Origin of the sequence: Serinicoccus sediminis, assembly GCF_004153545.1 — a bacterium.
Classification (GTDB): domain Bacteria; phylum Actinomycetota; class Actinomycetes; order Actinomycetales; family Dermatophilaceae; genus Ornithinicoccus; species Ornithinicoccus sediminis_A.
The window spans coordinates 1-16,296 of record NZ_SDVA01000016.1; the positions used below are offsets into that span (position 1 = coordinate 1).

The 16,296-nt window shown below is 74.8% G+C and carries 13 protein-coding genes and 2 pseudogenes; 1 reads left to right on the plus strand and 14 read right to left on the minus strand.

What is annotated here, in order from left to right; translation table 11 throughout:
- The 3 genes and pseudogenes from EUS26_RS13605 to EUS26_RS13615 all read right to left on the minus strand — a co-directional run.
- A partial coding sequence (locus tag EUS26_RS13605; RefSeq protein WP_165368626.1) for a transglycosylase family protein occupies positions 1-448 on the minus strand: 448 nt, incomplete at its 3' end.
- 171 nt (positions 449-619) lie between these two features.
- Positions 620-1,042: a DinB family protein gene (locus EUS26_RS17685; protein ID WP_238148995.1), complete on the minus strand. Its 423-nt coding sequence runs from the start codon at positions 1,040-1,042 to the stop codon at positions 620-622.
- Positions 1,043-1,417: 375 nt separating this feature from the next.
- Positions 1,418-2,059: pseudogene (locus EUS26_RS13615) on the minus strand (Type 1 glutamine amidotransferase-like domain-containing protein); the annotation flags it as partial.
- A gap of 124 nt (positions 2,060-2,183) precedes the next feature.
- On the opposite strand from EUS26_RS13615, the gene EUS26_RS13620 reads away from it, so the two are divergent.
- Positions 2,184-3,116 carry an aldo/keto reductase gene (locus EUS26_RS13620; protein ID WP_202865154.1) on the plus strand — a complete coding sequence of 311 codons (933 nt, stop codon included), beginning with the start codon at positions 2,184-2,186 and terminating at the stop codon, positions 3,114-3,116.
- Between the two features lie 144 nt (positions 3,117-3,260).
- Here the strand turns inward: EUS26_RS13620 and EUS26_RS13625 are convergent, their stop codons facing one another.
- From EUS26_RS13625 to EUS26_RS13670, 11 genes and pseudogenes are all read right to left on the minus strand, one after another.
- Positions 3,261-4,469 carry an ATP-binding protein gene (locus tag EUS26_RS13625; protein ID WP_130014373.1) on the minus strand — a complete coding sequence of 403 codons (1,209 nt, stop codon included), beginning with the start codon at positions 4,467-4,469 and terminating at the stop codon, positions 3,261-3,263.
- Between the two features lie 149 nt (positions 4,470-4,618).
- Complete coding sequence (locus tag EUS26_RS13630) at positions 4,619-4,894, minus strand: WXG100 family type VII secretion target (protein WP_130014374.1); 276 nt, start codon at positions 4,892-4,894, stop codon at positions 4,619-4,621.
- A 243-nt stretch (positions 4,895-5,137) separates the two neighbouring features.
- Positions 5,138-6,673 (minus strand): FtsK/SpoIIIE domain-containing protein, encoded by a 1,536-nt coding sequence (locus tag EUS26_RS17690; protein WP_420330016.1) that lies wholly within the window; start codon positions 6,671-6,673, stop codon positions 5,138-5,140.
- Between the two features lie 474 nt (positions 6,674-7,147).
- Positions 7,148-9,499: pseudogene (locus EUS26_RS17695) on the minus strand (FtsK/SpoIIIE domain-containing protein); the annotation flags it as partial.
- A 343-nt stretch (positions 9,500-9,842) separates the two neighbouring features.
- Positions 9,843-12,758 carry a LysM peptidoglycan-binding domain-containing protein gene (locus tag EUS26_RS13640; RefSeq protein ID WP_130014376.1) on the minus strand — a complete coding sequence of 972 codons (2,916 nt, stop codon included), beginning with the start codon at positions 12,756-12,758 and terminating at the stop codon, positions 9,843-9,845.
- A gap of 33 nt (positions 12,759-12,791) precedes the next feature.
- Positions 12,792-13,754 (minus strand): hypothetical protein, encoded by a 963-nt coding sequence (locus EUS26_RS13645; RefSeq protein WP_130014377.1) that lies wholly within the window; start codon positions 13,752-13,754, stop codon positions 12,792-12,794.
- Positions 13,748-14,500 carry a hypothetical protein gene (locus EUS26_RS13650; RefSeq protein WP_130014378.1) on the minus strand — a complete coding sequence of 251 codons (753 nt, stop codon included), beginning with the start codon at positions 14,498-14,500 and terminating at the stop codon, positions 13,748-13,750. The genes EUS26_RS13645 and EUS26_RS13650 overlap by 7 nt, the downstream gene beginning before the upstream one ends.
- 8 nt (positions 14,501-14,508) lie before the next feature.
- Complete coding sequence (locus EUS26_RS17005; RefSeq protein ID WP_165368627.1) at positions 14,509-15,063, minus strand: Tad domain-containing protein; 555 nt, start codon at positions 15,061-15,063, stop codon at positions 14,509-14,511.
- Complete coding sequence (locus EUS26_RS17010; RefSeq protein WP_165368628.1) at positions 15,060-15,482, minus strand: TadE/TadG family type IV pilus assembly protein; 423 nt, start codon at positions 15,480-15,482, stop codon at positions 15,060-15,062. The genes EUS26_RS17005 and EUS26_RS17010 overlap by 4 nt, the downstream gene beginning before the upstream one ends.
- A 73-nt stretch (positions 15,483-15,555) precedes the next feature.
- The gene (locus EUS26_RS13665) at positions 15,556-16,014 is read right to left on the minus strand and encodes a TadE/TadG family type IV pilus assembly protein (protein WP_130014380.1); all 459 of its coding nucleotides are present in this window, start codon (positions 16,012-16,014) and stop codon (positions 15,556-15,558) included.
- Positions 16,014-16,223, minus strand: coding sequence for a hypothetical protein (locus EUS26_RS13670; RefSeq protein WP_130014381.1), 210 nt, complete (start codon positions 16,221-16,223; stop codon positions 16,014-16,016). The genes EUS26_RS13665 and EUS26_RS13670 overlap by 1 nt, the downstream gene beginning before the upstream one ends.
- Positions 16,224-16,296 lie beyond the last annotated feature (73 nt).

Below are 16,296 nucleotides of genomic sequence, written 5' to 3' on the forward strand. Positions count from 1 at the left end.
GGGCCGGCTCGGCGGGCTGCGCGGGCTCGGCCGGGGCCGGCTGGGCGGGCTGGGCGGGCTCGGCCGGGGCAGGCTCGGCCGGGGCGGGGCCACCGGCGGTCAGGCCGGCCTCGACGGAGCACACGGGCCAGGCGCCGGGGCCCTGGACGGCCAGGACGTTCTCGGCGATGGCGATCTGCTGCGCCCGCGTCGCCAGGTCGGCGCGCGGCGCGTACTGGGTGCCGCCGAAGCCCTCCCAGGTGCTCTGGACGAACTGCAGGCCGCCGTAGTAGCCGTTGCCGGTGTTGATGCTCCAGTTGCCGCCGGACTCGCACTGGGCGACGGCGTCCCAGGTCTCGCCGCTGGCGGCCTGGGCGGACCCGGCCGAGACGACGCCGGTCAGGCCGGTGAGGCCGGTGGCGAGGGCGAGCGCCCCGAGACGGGGCTTGCGGATGGCACGGTGCTTCATGGAGGAACCTCAGGGGTCGAGTACAGGGGGGAGGCCGCAGGACTCGCCCGCGGCCTCCATCCACCGTGACGGGACAACCTGGACGTCGCAACCTGGCCACGGTCAGACTCCGGTCAGGAACGCGCGCCGCGGCGCGCTGAGCAGCGCCGACGCCTCACGACGTGAGACTGCTCACGTCCCCTGCTCCAGGACGTCCAGGTCGCGCACGGCGTAGCGCAGGTGCTCCCACTCCTCCTCCAGGATGGTGCGCAGGCAGGAGAGCGTCGACTCGGTGCAGGCCGGTGCCCACGGGTTGTGCCGTGGCACCTCGAGGTCGTCCGCGGTGACGGAGGCGAGGTGCTCGCGGACCATGGCCACCCGCTCGGCCCGGACCTGCAGCACCCGCTCCCAGCTCGGGTCGTCCTCGTGGAAGACCGAGGGGTCGTGGCCGTCGAGGGCGTACTCGGCGTTGGGCTGGCCCACGGGGTGGTAGGGGTCGGGCAGGTCGAGGACGGCCCGGCCCAGCCAGGTGTCGGTCGCCATGACGAGGTGCCGCAGCGTCTGCGCGAAGCTCCACTCCCCGGCGACGGAGGCGTCGACCGTGCCCGGCGGCATACCCTCGGCGCGCTGCACCGCACCGGCCCAGGTCGTCTCCAGCGCGGCCCAGGCCTCCCGCAGCCCCTCGGGGTCGTCGGCCCGGCGCAGCGCCCGTCCGGGGAAGCGTCGGTCGAGCTCGGCGTCGACGAGCGGCGCGACGTCCACCCCGTTGACGAGCAGCGTGCCGTCCCCCTCCAGCAGCCACGGGGCGTCGATCTCGGCACCGTCGACGTCGACGGACCGCAGGACCGCACCGGACAGCGAGCAGCCGACGAAACGGGCACCGGACAGGTCCTCGCCGCGGAACTCGCGCGGGGCGGGTGGCTGCTCGCCCTCAGCCTCCGGTCCGTCGTGAGACGGTGGTGGCTCCAAGGTCGCGCGGTCCGCGGCGGGCAGGTGCCGCCAGACCCCTTCGGAGACGACGGTCACCTCGCCGTCGACCACCTGGATCGCGGTCTGGTCGTCCACGGCGTAGGCCGCCACCCCCAGCGGCTCGACCCACCGGTCGGCGCCCTCCATGGGGTTCATCCCGACGTGCGGGTAGATCGAGAAGTCGACGACGCCGAGTGTCTCGTCGGTCCAGCCCTCCGGCCGCCAGGTGACGAAGGGCTCGCCGATCCGCGGGGTCAGCACCATGCTGCCGGCGCTCAGGCCGACCCACACGGTGTCGGTGAGGGCGGGCAGCAGGTCGGCCAGCCCGGACGCGCGCATCCAGTGGGCGAGGTAGGCCGCGTCCCCGCCGTCCACCAGCAGCGCGTCCGCCTGCTCGACCCAGGGCACCCAACGCTCTCGGGGCAGGCTGGGCAGCGCGGTGAGCTCGAGGACGCCCAGCGAGGCCCACCCCAGGCCGCACATCGCGCCGGACTCACCGGTGAGGAAGCGCCAGGCGTTCCCGGGGTCGCACATGGTGTGGCCGTAGGTCGCCGTCGGGACGGCCAGCGCCGTCGACGCCGCGACGGGCTTGCCGAGGAGGGAGACGAGGGCCCTCTCGATGCTGGGGTTGGTGACCCCGCCCGAGGTGAGCAAGAGCTTCATACCGGTCCCTTCGCCGTCGCGGTCGCCGTAGGAGGCCGTCGGTCCGACCGACGGCGCGGGTCGGCATGAGGAAGAGTAGACCCGTCCGCGACAGCCGCGCAGCGGCGCAAGGAGGCGAGGACGCATGATGCTGCAGGAGACGGCCACCCTGGCCAACGGGGTCACCATCCCCCGGCTGGGGCTCGGGACCTGGTTCATCGACGACAAGGACGTCGTCCCGGCCGTCCGCGAGGCGCTACGCCTGGGCTACCGGCACGTGGACACGGCCCCGGCCTACCGCAACGAGCGGGGCGTGGGCCGGGCGGTGCGCGACAGCGGGCTGCCGCGCGAGGAGGTCTTCGTCACGAGCAAGGTCGACGCCGGCGCGAAGACCCACGGCGCGGCCAGGGACGGCATCGACGCGTCGTTGCGCCAGACAGGGCTGGACCACCTCGACCTGGTCCTCGTCCACAGCCCGACGCCGTGGCGCGCGTTCGGCGGCACGGAGCGCTACCTCGAGGAGAACCAGGAGGTGTGGCGGGCGCTGGAGGAGGCGCTCGCCGCCGGCAAGGTGCGGGCCACCGGCCTGTCGAACTTCGAGGTCGCCGATGTCGACAACATCCTCGGGGGCTGCTCCGTCGCGCCCATGGTCAACCAGGTGCTCGCGCACATCGGCAACACCCCGCACGAGCTCATCCGGTCCTGCCAGGACCGCGGGATCCTCGTCGAGGCCTACTCCCCGGTCGCGCACGACGAGCTGCTCGGGAACCAGCAGGTCGCGCGGGTCGCGGAGCGGTATGCCGTGAGCGTCCCGCAGCTGTGCGTCCGCTACTGCCTGCAGCTCGGCCTGGTGCCCCTGCCCAAGAGCGCCGACCCGGACCACCTCCGGGAGAACGCGGAGGTCGACTTCACCATCAGCGACGAGGACATGGACCTGCTCCGTGGCGTCGAGCCGCTCACGGACTACGGCGACCACCGGGCGCTGACCATCTACGGCGGCCACCGGGACGTGCGCTCCCTGCTGGCCCTGGCGCGGGGCGCGCTGCGCTCACGCCTGCGTCCCACCCGCGCCCGGTGAGGATGCCGGCCGGGGGTCGGGGCCTGGCCCGGGCCACCGCGCCGACGCCGTGTGCTGCCGACACGCCCGTCCGGAACGGCTCAGGTACGCACGTGCGTACCTGAGCCGTTCTGCATCGGCGCGTCGGCGGCACCCGCCGGTCCCTCAGGTGTTCTCGCGCAGGTAGCGGCCGAAGTGCGGCACCGTGAAGGCGATCCGGCCCCGCTCACCGGAGTAGATGAGCCCCTTCTTGAGCAGCGCGTCGCGGGCCGGTGAGAGCGACTGCGGCTTGCGGCCGAGGTGGCCGGCGATGTCGGCCGTCGCGACCGACTCGATCTCGTCGACCTCCTGCCCCGACTCGGCCTGCTGGGCGGCGAGGTCGGCCATCGCCCGGAGGTACTCCCGCTCCCCCGGGGTGGCCCGCTCGTAGCGGCTGCCGAAGAAGCCGACCGCCAGCTCGGCCTCCGCCTCCGGCCCGGCGACCCGCACGTCCTCGGCGGTGATCGGCGACTCGGGGGCGAGGTCCCACACCTCCTTGCCGTAGGCCTGGAGGAAGTAGGGGTAGCCGCCGGTCGCGGCATACATCGCCGACAGCGCCTCCGGCGACCACGTCGCGTCCTCGTCCTCCGCCGGCAGCTGGAGCGCCCGCTCGGCCTGCTCCCGCGAGAGCCGGTCGATCCGGGTGTAGCGGAAGAGCCGCTCCGAGTAGGACTTGCTCGCCGACAGGACCGCCGGCAGGTGGGGCAGCCCGGCCCCGACCACGATGACCGGGAGCGCCGACTGGCTCAGCTCGTGGCACGCGGCGCAGATCGCCGACACGTCGTCGGGCTGCAGGTCCTGCATCTCGTCGATGAAGACCGCCACCCCCTTGCCCACGTCGGCGGCGAGCCCGCCCACGTCGGACAGCAGCTCGACGAGGTCGATCTCGATGTCGCCGGAGTCGGCGCGGCCGGTGACCGCGGCCGCGTCGATGCCGGGGTTCCACCGGTCGCGCAGCTTGGCACCCGGCTGGTCCTTCTGCGCGAACGCCTTGATGACGCCGAGGACGTGGTCCACCTCCTCGCCCTGGGGGTGCCCGAGCTCGCGCACCGCCACGTGCAGCGCCGCCGCCATCGGTCGGCGCATCCCCTGCTCCGGACGCGCCTCGTACTTGCCCGTCCCCCACCGGGAGCGCACGGCCGCGCCGCGCAGCGCGTTGAGCAGCACCGTCTTGCCGACGCCGCGCAGCCCGGTGAGGACCATGGAGCGTTCGGGGCGGCCGCGCTGGATGCGCTCAAGGACGACCCGGAAGCGGTCCAGCTGCTCGTCGCGGCCGGCGAGCTCGGGTGGGCGCTGGCCCGCGCCGGGGGCGTAAGGGTTACGGATGGGGTCCACGATGGCACCGTATGCGGTTCTCTAGCGGATCCGTCAGAGACACGCAGACACGGCGATGGTCGAGGTGGGGCCCCGGCGCCCCGCGGCCGGACAGACGCCAGGGGCCGGGGTGCGCCGCGCGCACCCCGGCCCCTGCCGGACGGACGACCTCAGATGCGGTCGGACTCCCCCGTGGCCGCAGCCAGGTTGTTGTGCTGGGTCTTGATGTCTTCCTTGGCCTCGTTGAGCGCGTCCATGAGCTTCGGCGTCAGCGTCGGCCGGAAGGTCTGCCAGGCGTCCTTGAACTTCTCCGAGTTGGCACCGGTCCACACGGTGCTGTTGAGCGACTTGTCGATGTCCTCGGACACCCGCTGGATGTCCAGCGCAGAGGTGTCGAGCGTCTTGTGCAGGTCCCGCAGCGTCGCGAGTTCGCCACCAACGGCCATGATGAGTCCCCTTCCGAGGGTCTGTAGAGATGGTCCCGACCGCATCCCCCACACCCTCGGCGGTGCGATCTCCGTCCACCCTAGGCAGGCCCCGCTGCGGTGTCCACCCCATCAAGGTCATGTTGCGGCCAGCACGGCGAGCTGGCAGGTGCCTGCCATTGCTGCTGGACCGGCCGCTCTGACCCGCCCCGCACCTGGCGTGACGCGGACGGCGACCCCCCTCCGTCCCTGCCGCGTCCGACCTCAGCCGGGCCAGACGACCTGCACCCGCTCCGCCTGCCCGGCCACCACGAGGTAGCCACCGCCCGGGGGCAGGGACTGGCCGTAGGCGGACCGGTTGAGCCGGGCCCCGACGAGGTCCGCGTCGGCGCTGGACTGCGGGTTGAGCAGGATCCCGGTGCCGGCCTTCTTGAGCACCGCCGAGGGGCCGCGGTAGTGGCTCTGCATGTCGGAGGCCGTGCCGGCACCGACGAGCATGCTGCTGGAGTCGCGCATCTGCTCGACGGCCTTCACGAGGGCGTCGGCCAGCCACCCGTCCGAGCCGACCAGCTCGGTGTCGTCGACGAGGACGACCACGGGGTCCTCGTCACCCACCAGGGCGGTCAGCTGCCCGGTGACCTCGCCCTGGTCGCTGCCGAGGTCCCACGGGCCGTGCACCCCGGGCGTGCCGGCGAGGTCGCGCAGCGGGCTCTTGCGCGGCGTGACGAGAGCGACCTGCGCACCGGCCCGCAGGGCCTCGTCGGCCAGCCGGCGCAGGACCGTCGAGCGCCCGCTGCGGCGAGGACCGGTGACCAGCACCGCCGGCCCGTGCTCGACGGGGTCGAGATGTCGCAGGCCGAGGGTGTCGCCCCCCACCGCGACGGCGAGCGCGGTCTCGGGCACGGCCAGCCCCTGCGCCTGCTCCTCCTCGCGCAGCTGCTGCGCCTCCTGCGCCGTGAACCGCACCGGCAGCAGGTCCACGTGGAAGGGTCGACGCGAGCGCGGCAGCTGGGCGAAGCGCTGGGTGGCGGCCCGGCCGAGGGCCTGGAGCGCCCGCACCTGGGCGGTGCCGGCCGGGTCGGCGTCCAGCAGCGCGAGCTGGGTCTCCCGCAGCCCCTCGGCACGGAAGCCACGGCCCTCCGGCATGTGCTCCGGGACCTTCCTGGCCGACATGCCGATGGTCGAGAAGTCGCTGGGGTCGGTCATCCGCAGCATGATGCGGTCGTCCAGCAGCGTGCCCATGCGGCCCATGACCACCGACCGGTCCCCGGTCACGACCACCCGCACGCCGACGGCGGCGCCCTCCTGCAGGATCTGCTGGACGGCGGTGACCAGCGTGCCTCCGTCGAGCGCGTCGTAGACGCCGAAGAAGCCCTCCCAGCGGTCGAGGAGGACGAGCACGTAGGGCAGCCGCTCCTCCTGGGGGACGGCCGCCCGCTGCTCGGCGACGTCGGCGTAGCCGGCCTGCGCCAGCTGCTGCTGGCGTTCGCCGATGAGCCCCCGCAGCCGCCCGACGAGGCGCTCCATGCGATCGGTCTGGTCCCGCAGGACGACCGCGCCGACGTGCGGGAGGGCCTGCAGCGGCAGCAGGGCGTTGTTGCCGCAGTCGATGCCGTAGACGTGCACGTCCTCCGGCGACAGGTCGCGGGCGACCGCCCCGGCGAGCAGCCGCAGGGCGCTCGACCGCCCGGTGCGGGCCGCCCCGACGATCGCGAGGTGGGACCCGGTGGCGAGGCTGTAGGCCGCGACGTCGCGGCGCTGCTCCGCGGGCAGGTCGACCACCCCCAGCGGGAGCCGCATCCGACCGGGTTCGGGCGCCGCGTCCGGGAACTGCTCGAGGAGCTGCTCGAGGGTCACCCGGTCGTCCAGCGCGGGCAGCCAGGGGCTGGAGGGTGCGTGCACCCCCGACTCCTCGCTCGCCTCCCGGCAGGCCTGCACGAGGGCGGCCAGGTCGGTCGGGACCGAGACGTCCTCCTCGGCGGCCTGCGCCCGCGGCGGCGCGACCCCGAGCTCGGCGAACGGCATACCCCGCAGCTCCACCTGGGCCGCGCGCCCCTCCCCCCGCGGCCGACCGCCGACCCGGGAGGACTGGAAGGGGATGAGGCTGGAGTGGCCGAGCCGGGCGTAGGCACGGCCGGGGGTCGCCGCGGAGATCTCGGCGGCGTCGCGGGCCTCGACGACGTCCTGGGAGTCGCTGGCGTCGGTCACCCGCAGCGCGATGCGCAGGTTGGTGTTGGACTTGATCTCGGCGCTCACGACCCCCGCCGGCCGCTGCGTCGCCAGGATGAGGTGGACCCCCAGGGACCGTCCGCGCCGGGCGATGTCGACAAGCCCGGTGACGAAGTCGGGCAGCTCGGCGACCAGGGCCGCGAACTCGTCGATGACGATGAGCAGCCGGGGCATCGGCTCGTCACCGGGCCCGCGGGTGGCGAGGTAGTCCTCGATGTCCTTGGCGTCGGCCGCTGCCAGCTGGTGCTCCCGACGGCGCAGCTCGGCCCCCAGCGACTCCAGCGCCCGTCCGGTGAGGTGGCCGTCCAGGTCGGTCACCATGCCGACGGTGTGGGGCAGCCGGTGGCAGTCCTTGAAGGCCGCGCCGCCCTTGTAGTCGACGAGGACGAAGGTCATCTCGTCGGGGCGGTTGTGCACCGCCAGCGAGGCGATGACGGTCTGCAGCAGCTCGGACTTGCCCGAGCCCGTGGTGCCGGCCACCAGGCCGTGCGGGCCGTCCGTGACGAGGTCGACGGCGAAGGCACCCTCGGTGCCCTCCCCGATGACGGCCCGGGTGGTCCGGCCGACCGACCCCCACCGCTCCTGCACGGCAGCGCCGGTGGGCGGGTCCAGCCGCAGCACGTCGAGCAGGCGGCTGGACGTCGGGATGGACGCCGCGGCGTCCTCGGCCGAGACGTCGCGCACCGGGGCCACGGCGCGGGCGACCCGCTCGCCCCAGGCGGGGTTGACCAGGTCGGGGCGCACCCCCTCGACGACCCACTGCTCGCTGACCGTGACCCGCATGAGCGGCTCGTCGGCCTGGACCACCGCCCGGCACTCCTCGGGCAGCAGCCGCTCGTCCTCGTCCAGGCACAGGAAGGTGATGCCCACCGACGGGCCGCGCTGCAGCAGCGTGACCATGCCGGGCAGCAGGCGCAGCCGCCGAGAGCCGTCGAGCACGACGAGCAGCGGGGGAAACACCACACCCTTGCTCGAGAACGACCCGGAGTCGGCGACCTCCAGGCGCCGCTCCAGCTCGCCCGCCAGCTCGGCGATGCGCCGGGCGGTGGTCTCGTCGTCCACCCCGACCTGGGCCAGCTCGGGGTCGCCCTCGTCGGCGCGCAGGTGCGGCAGCCAGCGGGCCCAGTGCCAGTCGGCCTCGCCCTCGGGCGAGGTGAGCAGGGTCATGTCGAGGTCCACCGGTGAGTGCAGGACGGCCAGCTGGGCCACCACCCACCGGCCCACCGCACGACGGGCCGGGCCGGCCAGACCGGTGACGCCCGCCTCGAGCAGCCCGACCGTGACCGGCACGTCGGGCGCCGTCCAGGCCAGGTCGCCCTCGTGCTCCTCCCGGGCGTTGGACTTCACCGTGACCGACGACACCTGGTCGGCCGTCCCGAAGCGCGCGACCAGCCAGTCCGGGTCGCTGCGACGTCGCTCCCACAGGCGTCGTCGCGGGCCGATGGCGGTCATGAGCACCTCCCCGGGGTCCGCGAAGTCGCGTCGCCGGGCGGCCCGCTCGTCGGCCAGACCGTCCAGGGCGCTCTGCTGCACCTTGTGCATGCGGGTGGTGTACTCGGCGAAGTCGTTGCGGTACCGCTTGCGCTCCTGCGAGCGCCCACTCACCCAGTTGGAGATCGCCATGAGCGGGGTCAGCGCGATGAAGATGAGGGTGTAGAGGCGCCCGGTGATGAGGTACATCGCCAGCCCCGCGAAGGCCGGCAGGAAGATGAACGCCCAGGGGATCTGCTGGCCCAGCGGTCGACGGGGCTCGTTGGGAAGGGTGAACTCGGTCTGGCGTGCGGCGGGGAGCAGCCGCGGCGGGCGGTTGTAGTCGAGCGTGGCACCCTGCGGGCTGGGCGAGAGCGAGGCGTCCGGCGAGGTCGGGACGGTGAGCTCCAGGAGGCAGGGGCCGACGACGAGCGCCTGCCCGGGCTCCCACACCTGGCCGGGACGGACCTCCTCCCGGTCGAGGTGCACCAGGGGGACGGGGGCGTCGGCGCTGACGACCCGCGTCCCCGGGGGCAGCTCGCTGTAGGTGCTCTCCCCGGCCCGCCGCTGCCGGATCTCTGCCTCGGCGTCCAGCACGATGGGTCCGGGCAGCGGCCGGCTGCGCCACACCGGCTGCTGCAGCACCCCCAGCACGTCCAGGTCCGGGTCCAGCGCGACCGTGCCGTCCGGGCGTACCAGGACGGTGAGGCAGACCTCGGGCAGGCCCACGGGCGGCAGGGCGACGCCGGCGTGCACCGAGCTGCCGACGACGTGCTCCCCGGTGCTGAGCCGGGCCACGGTGCCGGCCCCCGGCCCGGAGGAGATCCGGACCTCCACCACCCCCTGGGGCTCGGCCAGGGGGTCGCCCACCGATCCCCCCACGCCGACGAGCGAGCCGTGGCGCACCGGGCTCGCGGCGAGCGGCATCCCCGGGTCCAGCCGCCGGTCACCGACGTAGAGCGCGGGTGCGTCCCCGGCCTGCGGGCGCCCGTCGGGGTCGGCCAGCGCGACCGGGGCCGAGGACCGCGCCTCGTCGTCCCCGCGCACCACCCGCAGCTGCGGCACCTGGCTCTCGGCCCCTGCCCCCACGCCCGCGGCGGCGCGCGCGGGGTGGCGCGGGGTCGCCGTGGCCACCCGCCGGGCGAGCGCCGAGGCCAGGTCGCCGACGGTGGCGTCGTCCTCGGTGTCCACCACGAGGTCGAGCGGCGGGGAGGACCCGTCGCCGGCAGCCGCTCCCGCCGCGATGGCCGTGATCAGCAGCCGCACCGGCTCACCCGAGCTCGCGCAGGTCCGGGGACAGGTGCTGGACCAGCGAGACGGTCTCCGGCTCCAGGGACGTGTCCCCGAGCGAGGTCCTCATCTCCCCCACCACCCCGGCGGCGTGGTCGGGGTCGGACCCGCCGATGAGCCGCAGCAGGTCACGCCACAGCGCCTGCGCCTGCGGCACCAGCGTGAGCCCGTCGCGCAGCACCTGCTCGGCGGCCGCCCGGTCCCCCGCGCCGGCCAGCGCCGAGGCGGTGTGCCGGGCCACGGCGGTGGCGACGACCCGGGCGTCCCGCGCCGCCTGGTGGAAGGCCAGCCAGCTGTAGCGCGTGCCGGGCGTGCCGGAGAAGGCGGGACCCCGGGCCTGTCCCAGGACCTCCGCCAGGCGGTGGGGCTCGGTCCCGGGCCGGCCGGCCAGGACAGCCAGCTCGAGCCAGTCGACGTGGACCTCGCGGCCCAGCCGCCACCGACCGGCCTCGTCGCGGTCCAGCAGCGGGGTGCCGTCGTCGCCGGTGCCGAGCCACTGGGTGGCCGAGGCCAGGGTCGCCTCCACCACGTCGTCCTCCACCCCACGGGGCCACAGCGAGATGCGCAGCACCGCGTCGTGCACCCCCTCCGGGTGGAGGGCGACCAGGGTGACGAGCTCGGTCAGCAGCTCCTCCCGGGCCGGCTTCACCTGGCCCGGGGCGTGCACCGTGACCGGACCCAGCAGCCCGACGTGGACGGGGGCGGACCGTCGCTCCGGCAGGGAGGCCGCTGCGTCGAGGTGGCCGCGTCCCTGGTCGGGCAGGGTGGCGACGGCGTCGACCGGGCCGAGCGCGGCGGTGCGGGCCGCGGCCTGCACGCCGTCCTCATCGGCGTCGCGCACCCACCCGGCGATGCGTTCGAGGTCGCCGTGCCGCAGCCGACGGGCGGTGCCGGACAGCCCGAGCACCCCGAGGTCGAACTGGCCGGAGCCGTCCACCGTGAAGCGCCAGCGCGCCGAGACGGACGGCCCGACGCACAGCACGGCCAGCCCGGTGCGCCCGGCCGCGAGCAGCTCGCCCAGCTGCTGGGCCTCCTGCGGCCCGGGGCTGCCGGACAGGACGATCACGTGTGGCTGCAGGTCCCTGCTCGCACCTGCCGCACGGCCCGCCAGGACACCCTCGACACCGAGCCCGCGCAGCCGTGCCCGGTGGGCCTCGGCGTCGCGTCGGCCGACCTGCAGCGCCTCCTCGATCGAGCGCACCTGGTGGATCCGGCCAGGGGCGAGGTCGACCATCGCCTCGGTGCCGCGTCCGGCGAAACCGACGAGGGTCGCGCGCGCGCCGTCGGACCAGGGGTGGGTGACGAGGTCGACGACCGTGGACAGCGCGACCTCACGGGCGACCTCGGGGTCGCCGCCGATGCTGACGAGGCCCGGGGCGTACTCCAGGTCGACGAGCAGGTCGAAGCCGTGCGAGGTCGCGACGTTGACGAGGGCGGGCCAGGGCGCCGGTCCGGACACCGGGTAGCCGTCGAGGTCGCCGGCCCGCAGGACCCAGACCCCGCCCTCCTCGGTCTGCTGCCACGGCGCCGGTGGTGCTGGGTGGCCGGTGCCGCCCGCGAGGTGGACGACGACCTGCTCGTCGCCGACGTAGACGGCGGCGGCGTCCGGCAGGCTCGTCCCCTGGGCGGCGCAGCCGGCGGCCAGCACCCGCAGCCCCCGGTCGAGCAGCTCGGCCCGGCCACCGTCGGCCGCCAGCCGGAGCGCCTGCTCCGGGGCACCCGGCGCACCGTAGGGTCCCCGGCGGGAGGACAGCGCCAGGGCGAGCCCGGCCAGCACCATGCCGCCACCGAGGACGAGGTCGCCGAGGGGGACCTGCTCCCCGTCGACGGCACGGTCCGTGGCGGTGCCCGCGGCGACCTCCCCGGGGGCCTGGTCACCAGCGGGCACGGCCACGTCGGCCACCCGCTCGACGGCACCGGCACCGGCTCCTGCCGTGGCCCGGGAGACGGTGTCCGCGGTGCGCCTGCCGAGCTCGTCGAGGGACTCCTGACCCGCGTCCGGAGCGGGAGCGGGCGCGGGGGACGGCGCCTGGGTGCGCACCGAGGTGATCTCGGGGCCGGTGGCGTCGGCCGGCATGACCAGCTGCCAGCCCGGCTGGATGAGGTCGGCCTCCTGCAGCCGACGGCCGTCGGGCTGCATCCGGCCCTCGTTGAGCTGGTAGAGCTCCTTGTAGCGGTAGGGGTCACCCAGGGTGCGGTCGGCGATGTCCCAGAGGGTGTCGTGGTGGCGGCCCGAGGGCGGCTTGACCTCGTAGAACTTGGTGACGGTCGCGGTGGGCGCCGGGGCGGTGCCCTCGTCGACCGGTCCGGCGGACACGTCGTCCACAGCCTCTGCCGTCCCGGGCTCCCCCACCCCGACCCCGCCCCTGGCCCCCTGCTCGGCAGCCGCACCGGCCGGCGCCGTGCTGACCACGGACGCCACCGGCGCACCGGACTGGCCGGGCGCCTGCCCGGTCATCGTGGCCGAACCGGCGAGGAGCAGGACGCCGGCGATGAGCCTGCGGGCCACCAGCTGGGACCCGGCTCCCGCGGGCACCATGCCGGGCAGGCGTCCGGCGCGCACCGCGCGCCACTCGGCGACGAGGCAGACCACGAAGTGCGCCCACACCACCCAGACGAGGGCCGCCACGATGTCGATGAGCGCCCCGGCGGTCACCGGGGCGGTGAGCCAGTCGAGGCTGGGCGCCGCACCGGGCAGCGGGTTGCCGACGAGCAGCACCAGCCCCACCGGGACGCCGACCACGAGGACCAGCAGCCCCAGGAGGGCGGCGAGGCCGCGGGGGACCGACCGCTCGGTCCGCTCGGGGCGGGGCAGGTGGTCGGCCGCGGTCCGCGGCGAGAAGCCGGCCGGGGCGCCGCGACCTGACCTCGGGCGCCTGGGTGTGGTGGTGCTCATCGGTGATCCTCCCCGGATCGCTGTCGGCTCAGGTCACGGGCGGACCAGAGCCTGGACCTCGTTGACCTGCATGAGTCCCTCGCCGCTCTTGACGAAGGAGTGGAAGGGCTGCCACTCGCCCCGGATGCGCGCGTCGATCTGCCACTGGGCGTGGATCTCACCCTGGTAGGCGTCGTCCGGCTGGGTCTGGCTGGCCTGCTCGTAGGCGTGCCAGCAGGCGTCGGGGACGGACTGCGGCGTGTCGTCCTCGTCGACCTCACGTCCGCCGCCGGGGCAGCGCACCACGGGTCCGCCCCGGCCCTCGGGGTAGACGAGCAGCTCGGTGATGCGGCCGCGCATCTCCACGCCCGGGATGGACAGGTCGACGTGCAGCTCGTCCTCGCCCGCGTTGTAGAAGGCCACGTCGTCGTTGACCCACGGGACGGCGCTGGGCGAGGAGAGCATGACCGGGTCGGGCACGTTGCCACGCCGCACGAAGCGGGCGATGAAGGCCTGCTGGTTCGGGGTGAGCTCGGTGAGCTCGGGGTCGTCGGGCTCGTAGATCCAGATGCCCACCGCGAAGAAGAGCCCGCCGGGCTCGATGGCGAAGGTCTTGCGGTCGATGCCGCGCAGGCACCGGTGCCAGTAGTAGAACGTCCCCTCCGGGGGCGCCTGCAGCTCGGTGTCGCGCAGCTCGTCCTCGGTGAGCCGCTCGTGCCAGCAGTCCGGCAGGTCATCACCCTTCAGCACCTCGCGGATGCTCGGGCCGTCGGAGGCGTTGGCCGAGACGCACACGCCCCCCACCGAGTTGGGCGAGGCGATGAGCGAGCACGCCCCTCCACCGGTCTGGTAGGTCTTGATGCGGGTGCGGTTCTCCGCCGGCCAGACCACCGGCTGACCCTCGCGCGGCTCGGTGTCGACCCCGGCGTGGGCGGCCAGCGGCAGGACCGAGAGGAGCAGGGCCCCCGCGAGGGTCGTCGCGGCACCGCGGGTGCGCAGGGTGGTCGTGCCTACCATGATCGTGTCTCCACCTCGGTGGTCGAGCAGTTGATGGTCCCGGAGTACAGCGCCTCGACGAGATAGTCCCCCTCCGCGCCCGGGTCGTCCACGAGCGAGTACTCGATCGAGGACACCTCCAGGCCCGTCATGCCGTCGTCCGAGCGCGTGGGGTCCGCCGAGAACCCGTCCGTCACCATACAGCCCTGGACCGACCATGTCCCGTCCTCCAGCTCGGTGACCTGCAACGGCGTGTAGGGCAGCGGGCCCGGGTAGGCGCGACCGAACTCCTCCGCGAAGACCTCGACCAGACCCGCGTGGCCGGCCTCGTCCAGGGTCGCCAGCCACTCCTCGTCGCGCGGGTCGTCGGCCGTGGCGGCCCGCGCGAAGGCCTCGTTGAAGCGCGCGACCGCCAGGACGCGCGGGTCGTCCTGGAGCGCCTCCTCGTCGACGGCCAGCGGTGGTGGCTCGGCGGTGAAGGTGGCCCACGTCCCCGGCTCGTCCCCGGTGCCTTCCTCCGGCCCCGCGTCCGCGGGGGGCTGCTCCCCCGTGGCCTCCTCGGTGTCCGCCGAGGTGGGTGCCGGCTGCTCGGTGCTCGGTCCGCCGGTCGACCGGCCCGCGTCGTCGGAGGCGAGCGGGGTCGGGGAGCTCTGCGGCACGTCCGCCGACCCGCCGCAGGCGCCGAGCAGCACCGGCAGGGCCGCGGCGAGGGTCAGCAGCGGGCGGTGCCGACGCGGCGCGGGCGCCGCAGTGGGGGTGCTCGTCATCGTCGTCCTCATGGGTCAGGGAGAGGGTCCGGATCGGGGTCGGGGCCTGGGCCTGGGTCGGGACCTGGTCCTGGGTCGGGACCTGGTCCTGGGCCTGGATCGGGGTCGGGCGGCAGCAGCTCGCCGGCGACCGGCTCGGCACGTCCGACACCGGAGGCGCTGAGGCTGCGCACCCCCACCATGCCCAGCAGGGTGGTGGGGATCTGCGTCTCCACCCGCACCACCATCGTGTAGGGCCGGGGGCTGTCGTCGGCCGGCTCGATGTCGGTGACACCGCAGCTGGTCACGGCGGTGCGCTGCAGCACCTGCGCGCAGTAGTCGCCGACGTTGCGCCGCGCCTGCTGCGGGTCGAGCGTGGCCGGCGGCTGGGGCTCGACGGCCTGCGCCCCCGCCCGCGCGGCCTCCTCGGCGTACGCGACCGCCTGGCTGCGGGCGTTGAGCTGGCGGGAGGCGTCGATGACGAGCCCGGCGATGAGCAGCAGCGACAGCGCGACCACCGGGATGACCGGCAGGATCGACCCCCGTTCCCGCGCGGCGCCCAGCGTCCGGAGCAGCCGGCTCACGGGTCCACCCCGCGGTACTGGTCGACGACCGAGGCGAAGGAGGAGGAGGGCGAGACGCGGCCGGGGGCGCCCGGCAGACCGATGTCGGACAGCGCGTAGCTGCAGCTCGCCTGGACGGTCAGGGTCGAGCCGGGCTCGAAGTCGCCGGAGATCTGCACCGTCAGGCTGGCGGGGCACCCCTCGATCGCCCGGGTGTTCTCCTGCAGCACCGTCATCGCGCTGCTGCGCGCCTCCGGCATCGACCGCGCCTGGGTGGCGACCCGGGCGGCGTCCCGGGTGCCGGCCTCGAGGTGGCCGTTGGCCCAGGCGACCCGCCCGAAGGTCCAGGCCAGGGCGAGCATGAGGAGCACGATGGGCGCGGCGAAGGCGAACTCGAGCGCGATGGACCCGCGCTCGCGGGTGGCGGTATGCCGTCCCATGTCGTCCTCGTCTCGGTGTGCCCGCGGGCCGCTCGGCGCGGGTGCTGGGGTGGTGGTCTGCTCAGGTGGTCGGTCAGGGGGCCTGCCCTGGCTCGAGGAAGCGCTCGACGGTCCCGGAGGCGTCGGCGGAGGCGGTCAGCCGCAGCCCCGGCACGAGGGTGATGACCCGCCCGCTCACGGTCACCGTCACCCGGGCGGTGCCGTCCCCCTCCTCGACGTAGGTGCTGCCGACCTCGGGTGCCGTCAGCCCGGGGCCGCCGACGCCGGAGGCGAAGCGCTCGGTCCGGGCGAGGGCGTCCGGCTGCAGCGCGGCGTAGTCGGAGCGGTCCTCGGCGAGCCGGAGCATCGACACCCCCTCCCGGGCCGCGTGGGTGGCGGCCGCCCGACCGTAGAAGAAGAACGCCGCCTGCAGGCTGAAGAAGATCAGCGAGAGCAGGACGGGTGCCACGATCGCCAGCTCCAGGGCCGAGGTGCCGCGCTCGGCGGGCCGCCCGGCCTCCCGCCGCGTCCGCGGGCGACGGGGGCGGGGCATCAGCAGGTTTCGCCCGGCCCCAGGTTGCCGCACGACTCGACCTGCGCCGCCCGGGTGGAGATGACGTTGTAGACCGCGGCGCCGATGAGCGCCGCCGCCACGACGACGACCGCCGCGATGAGCGCCCACTCCAGTGCGGACGCCCCTCGGTCCCGGTGGGTGAGCAGGTCGCGGCGGACCCGCAGCGCATACGCTCTCATCGACTTCATGGACGCCCCTCTGTCATGGTCATGGCCCCGGGAACACCGCAGGGCTGCAGCTCAGGATAGTTGCACACCTCGC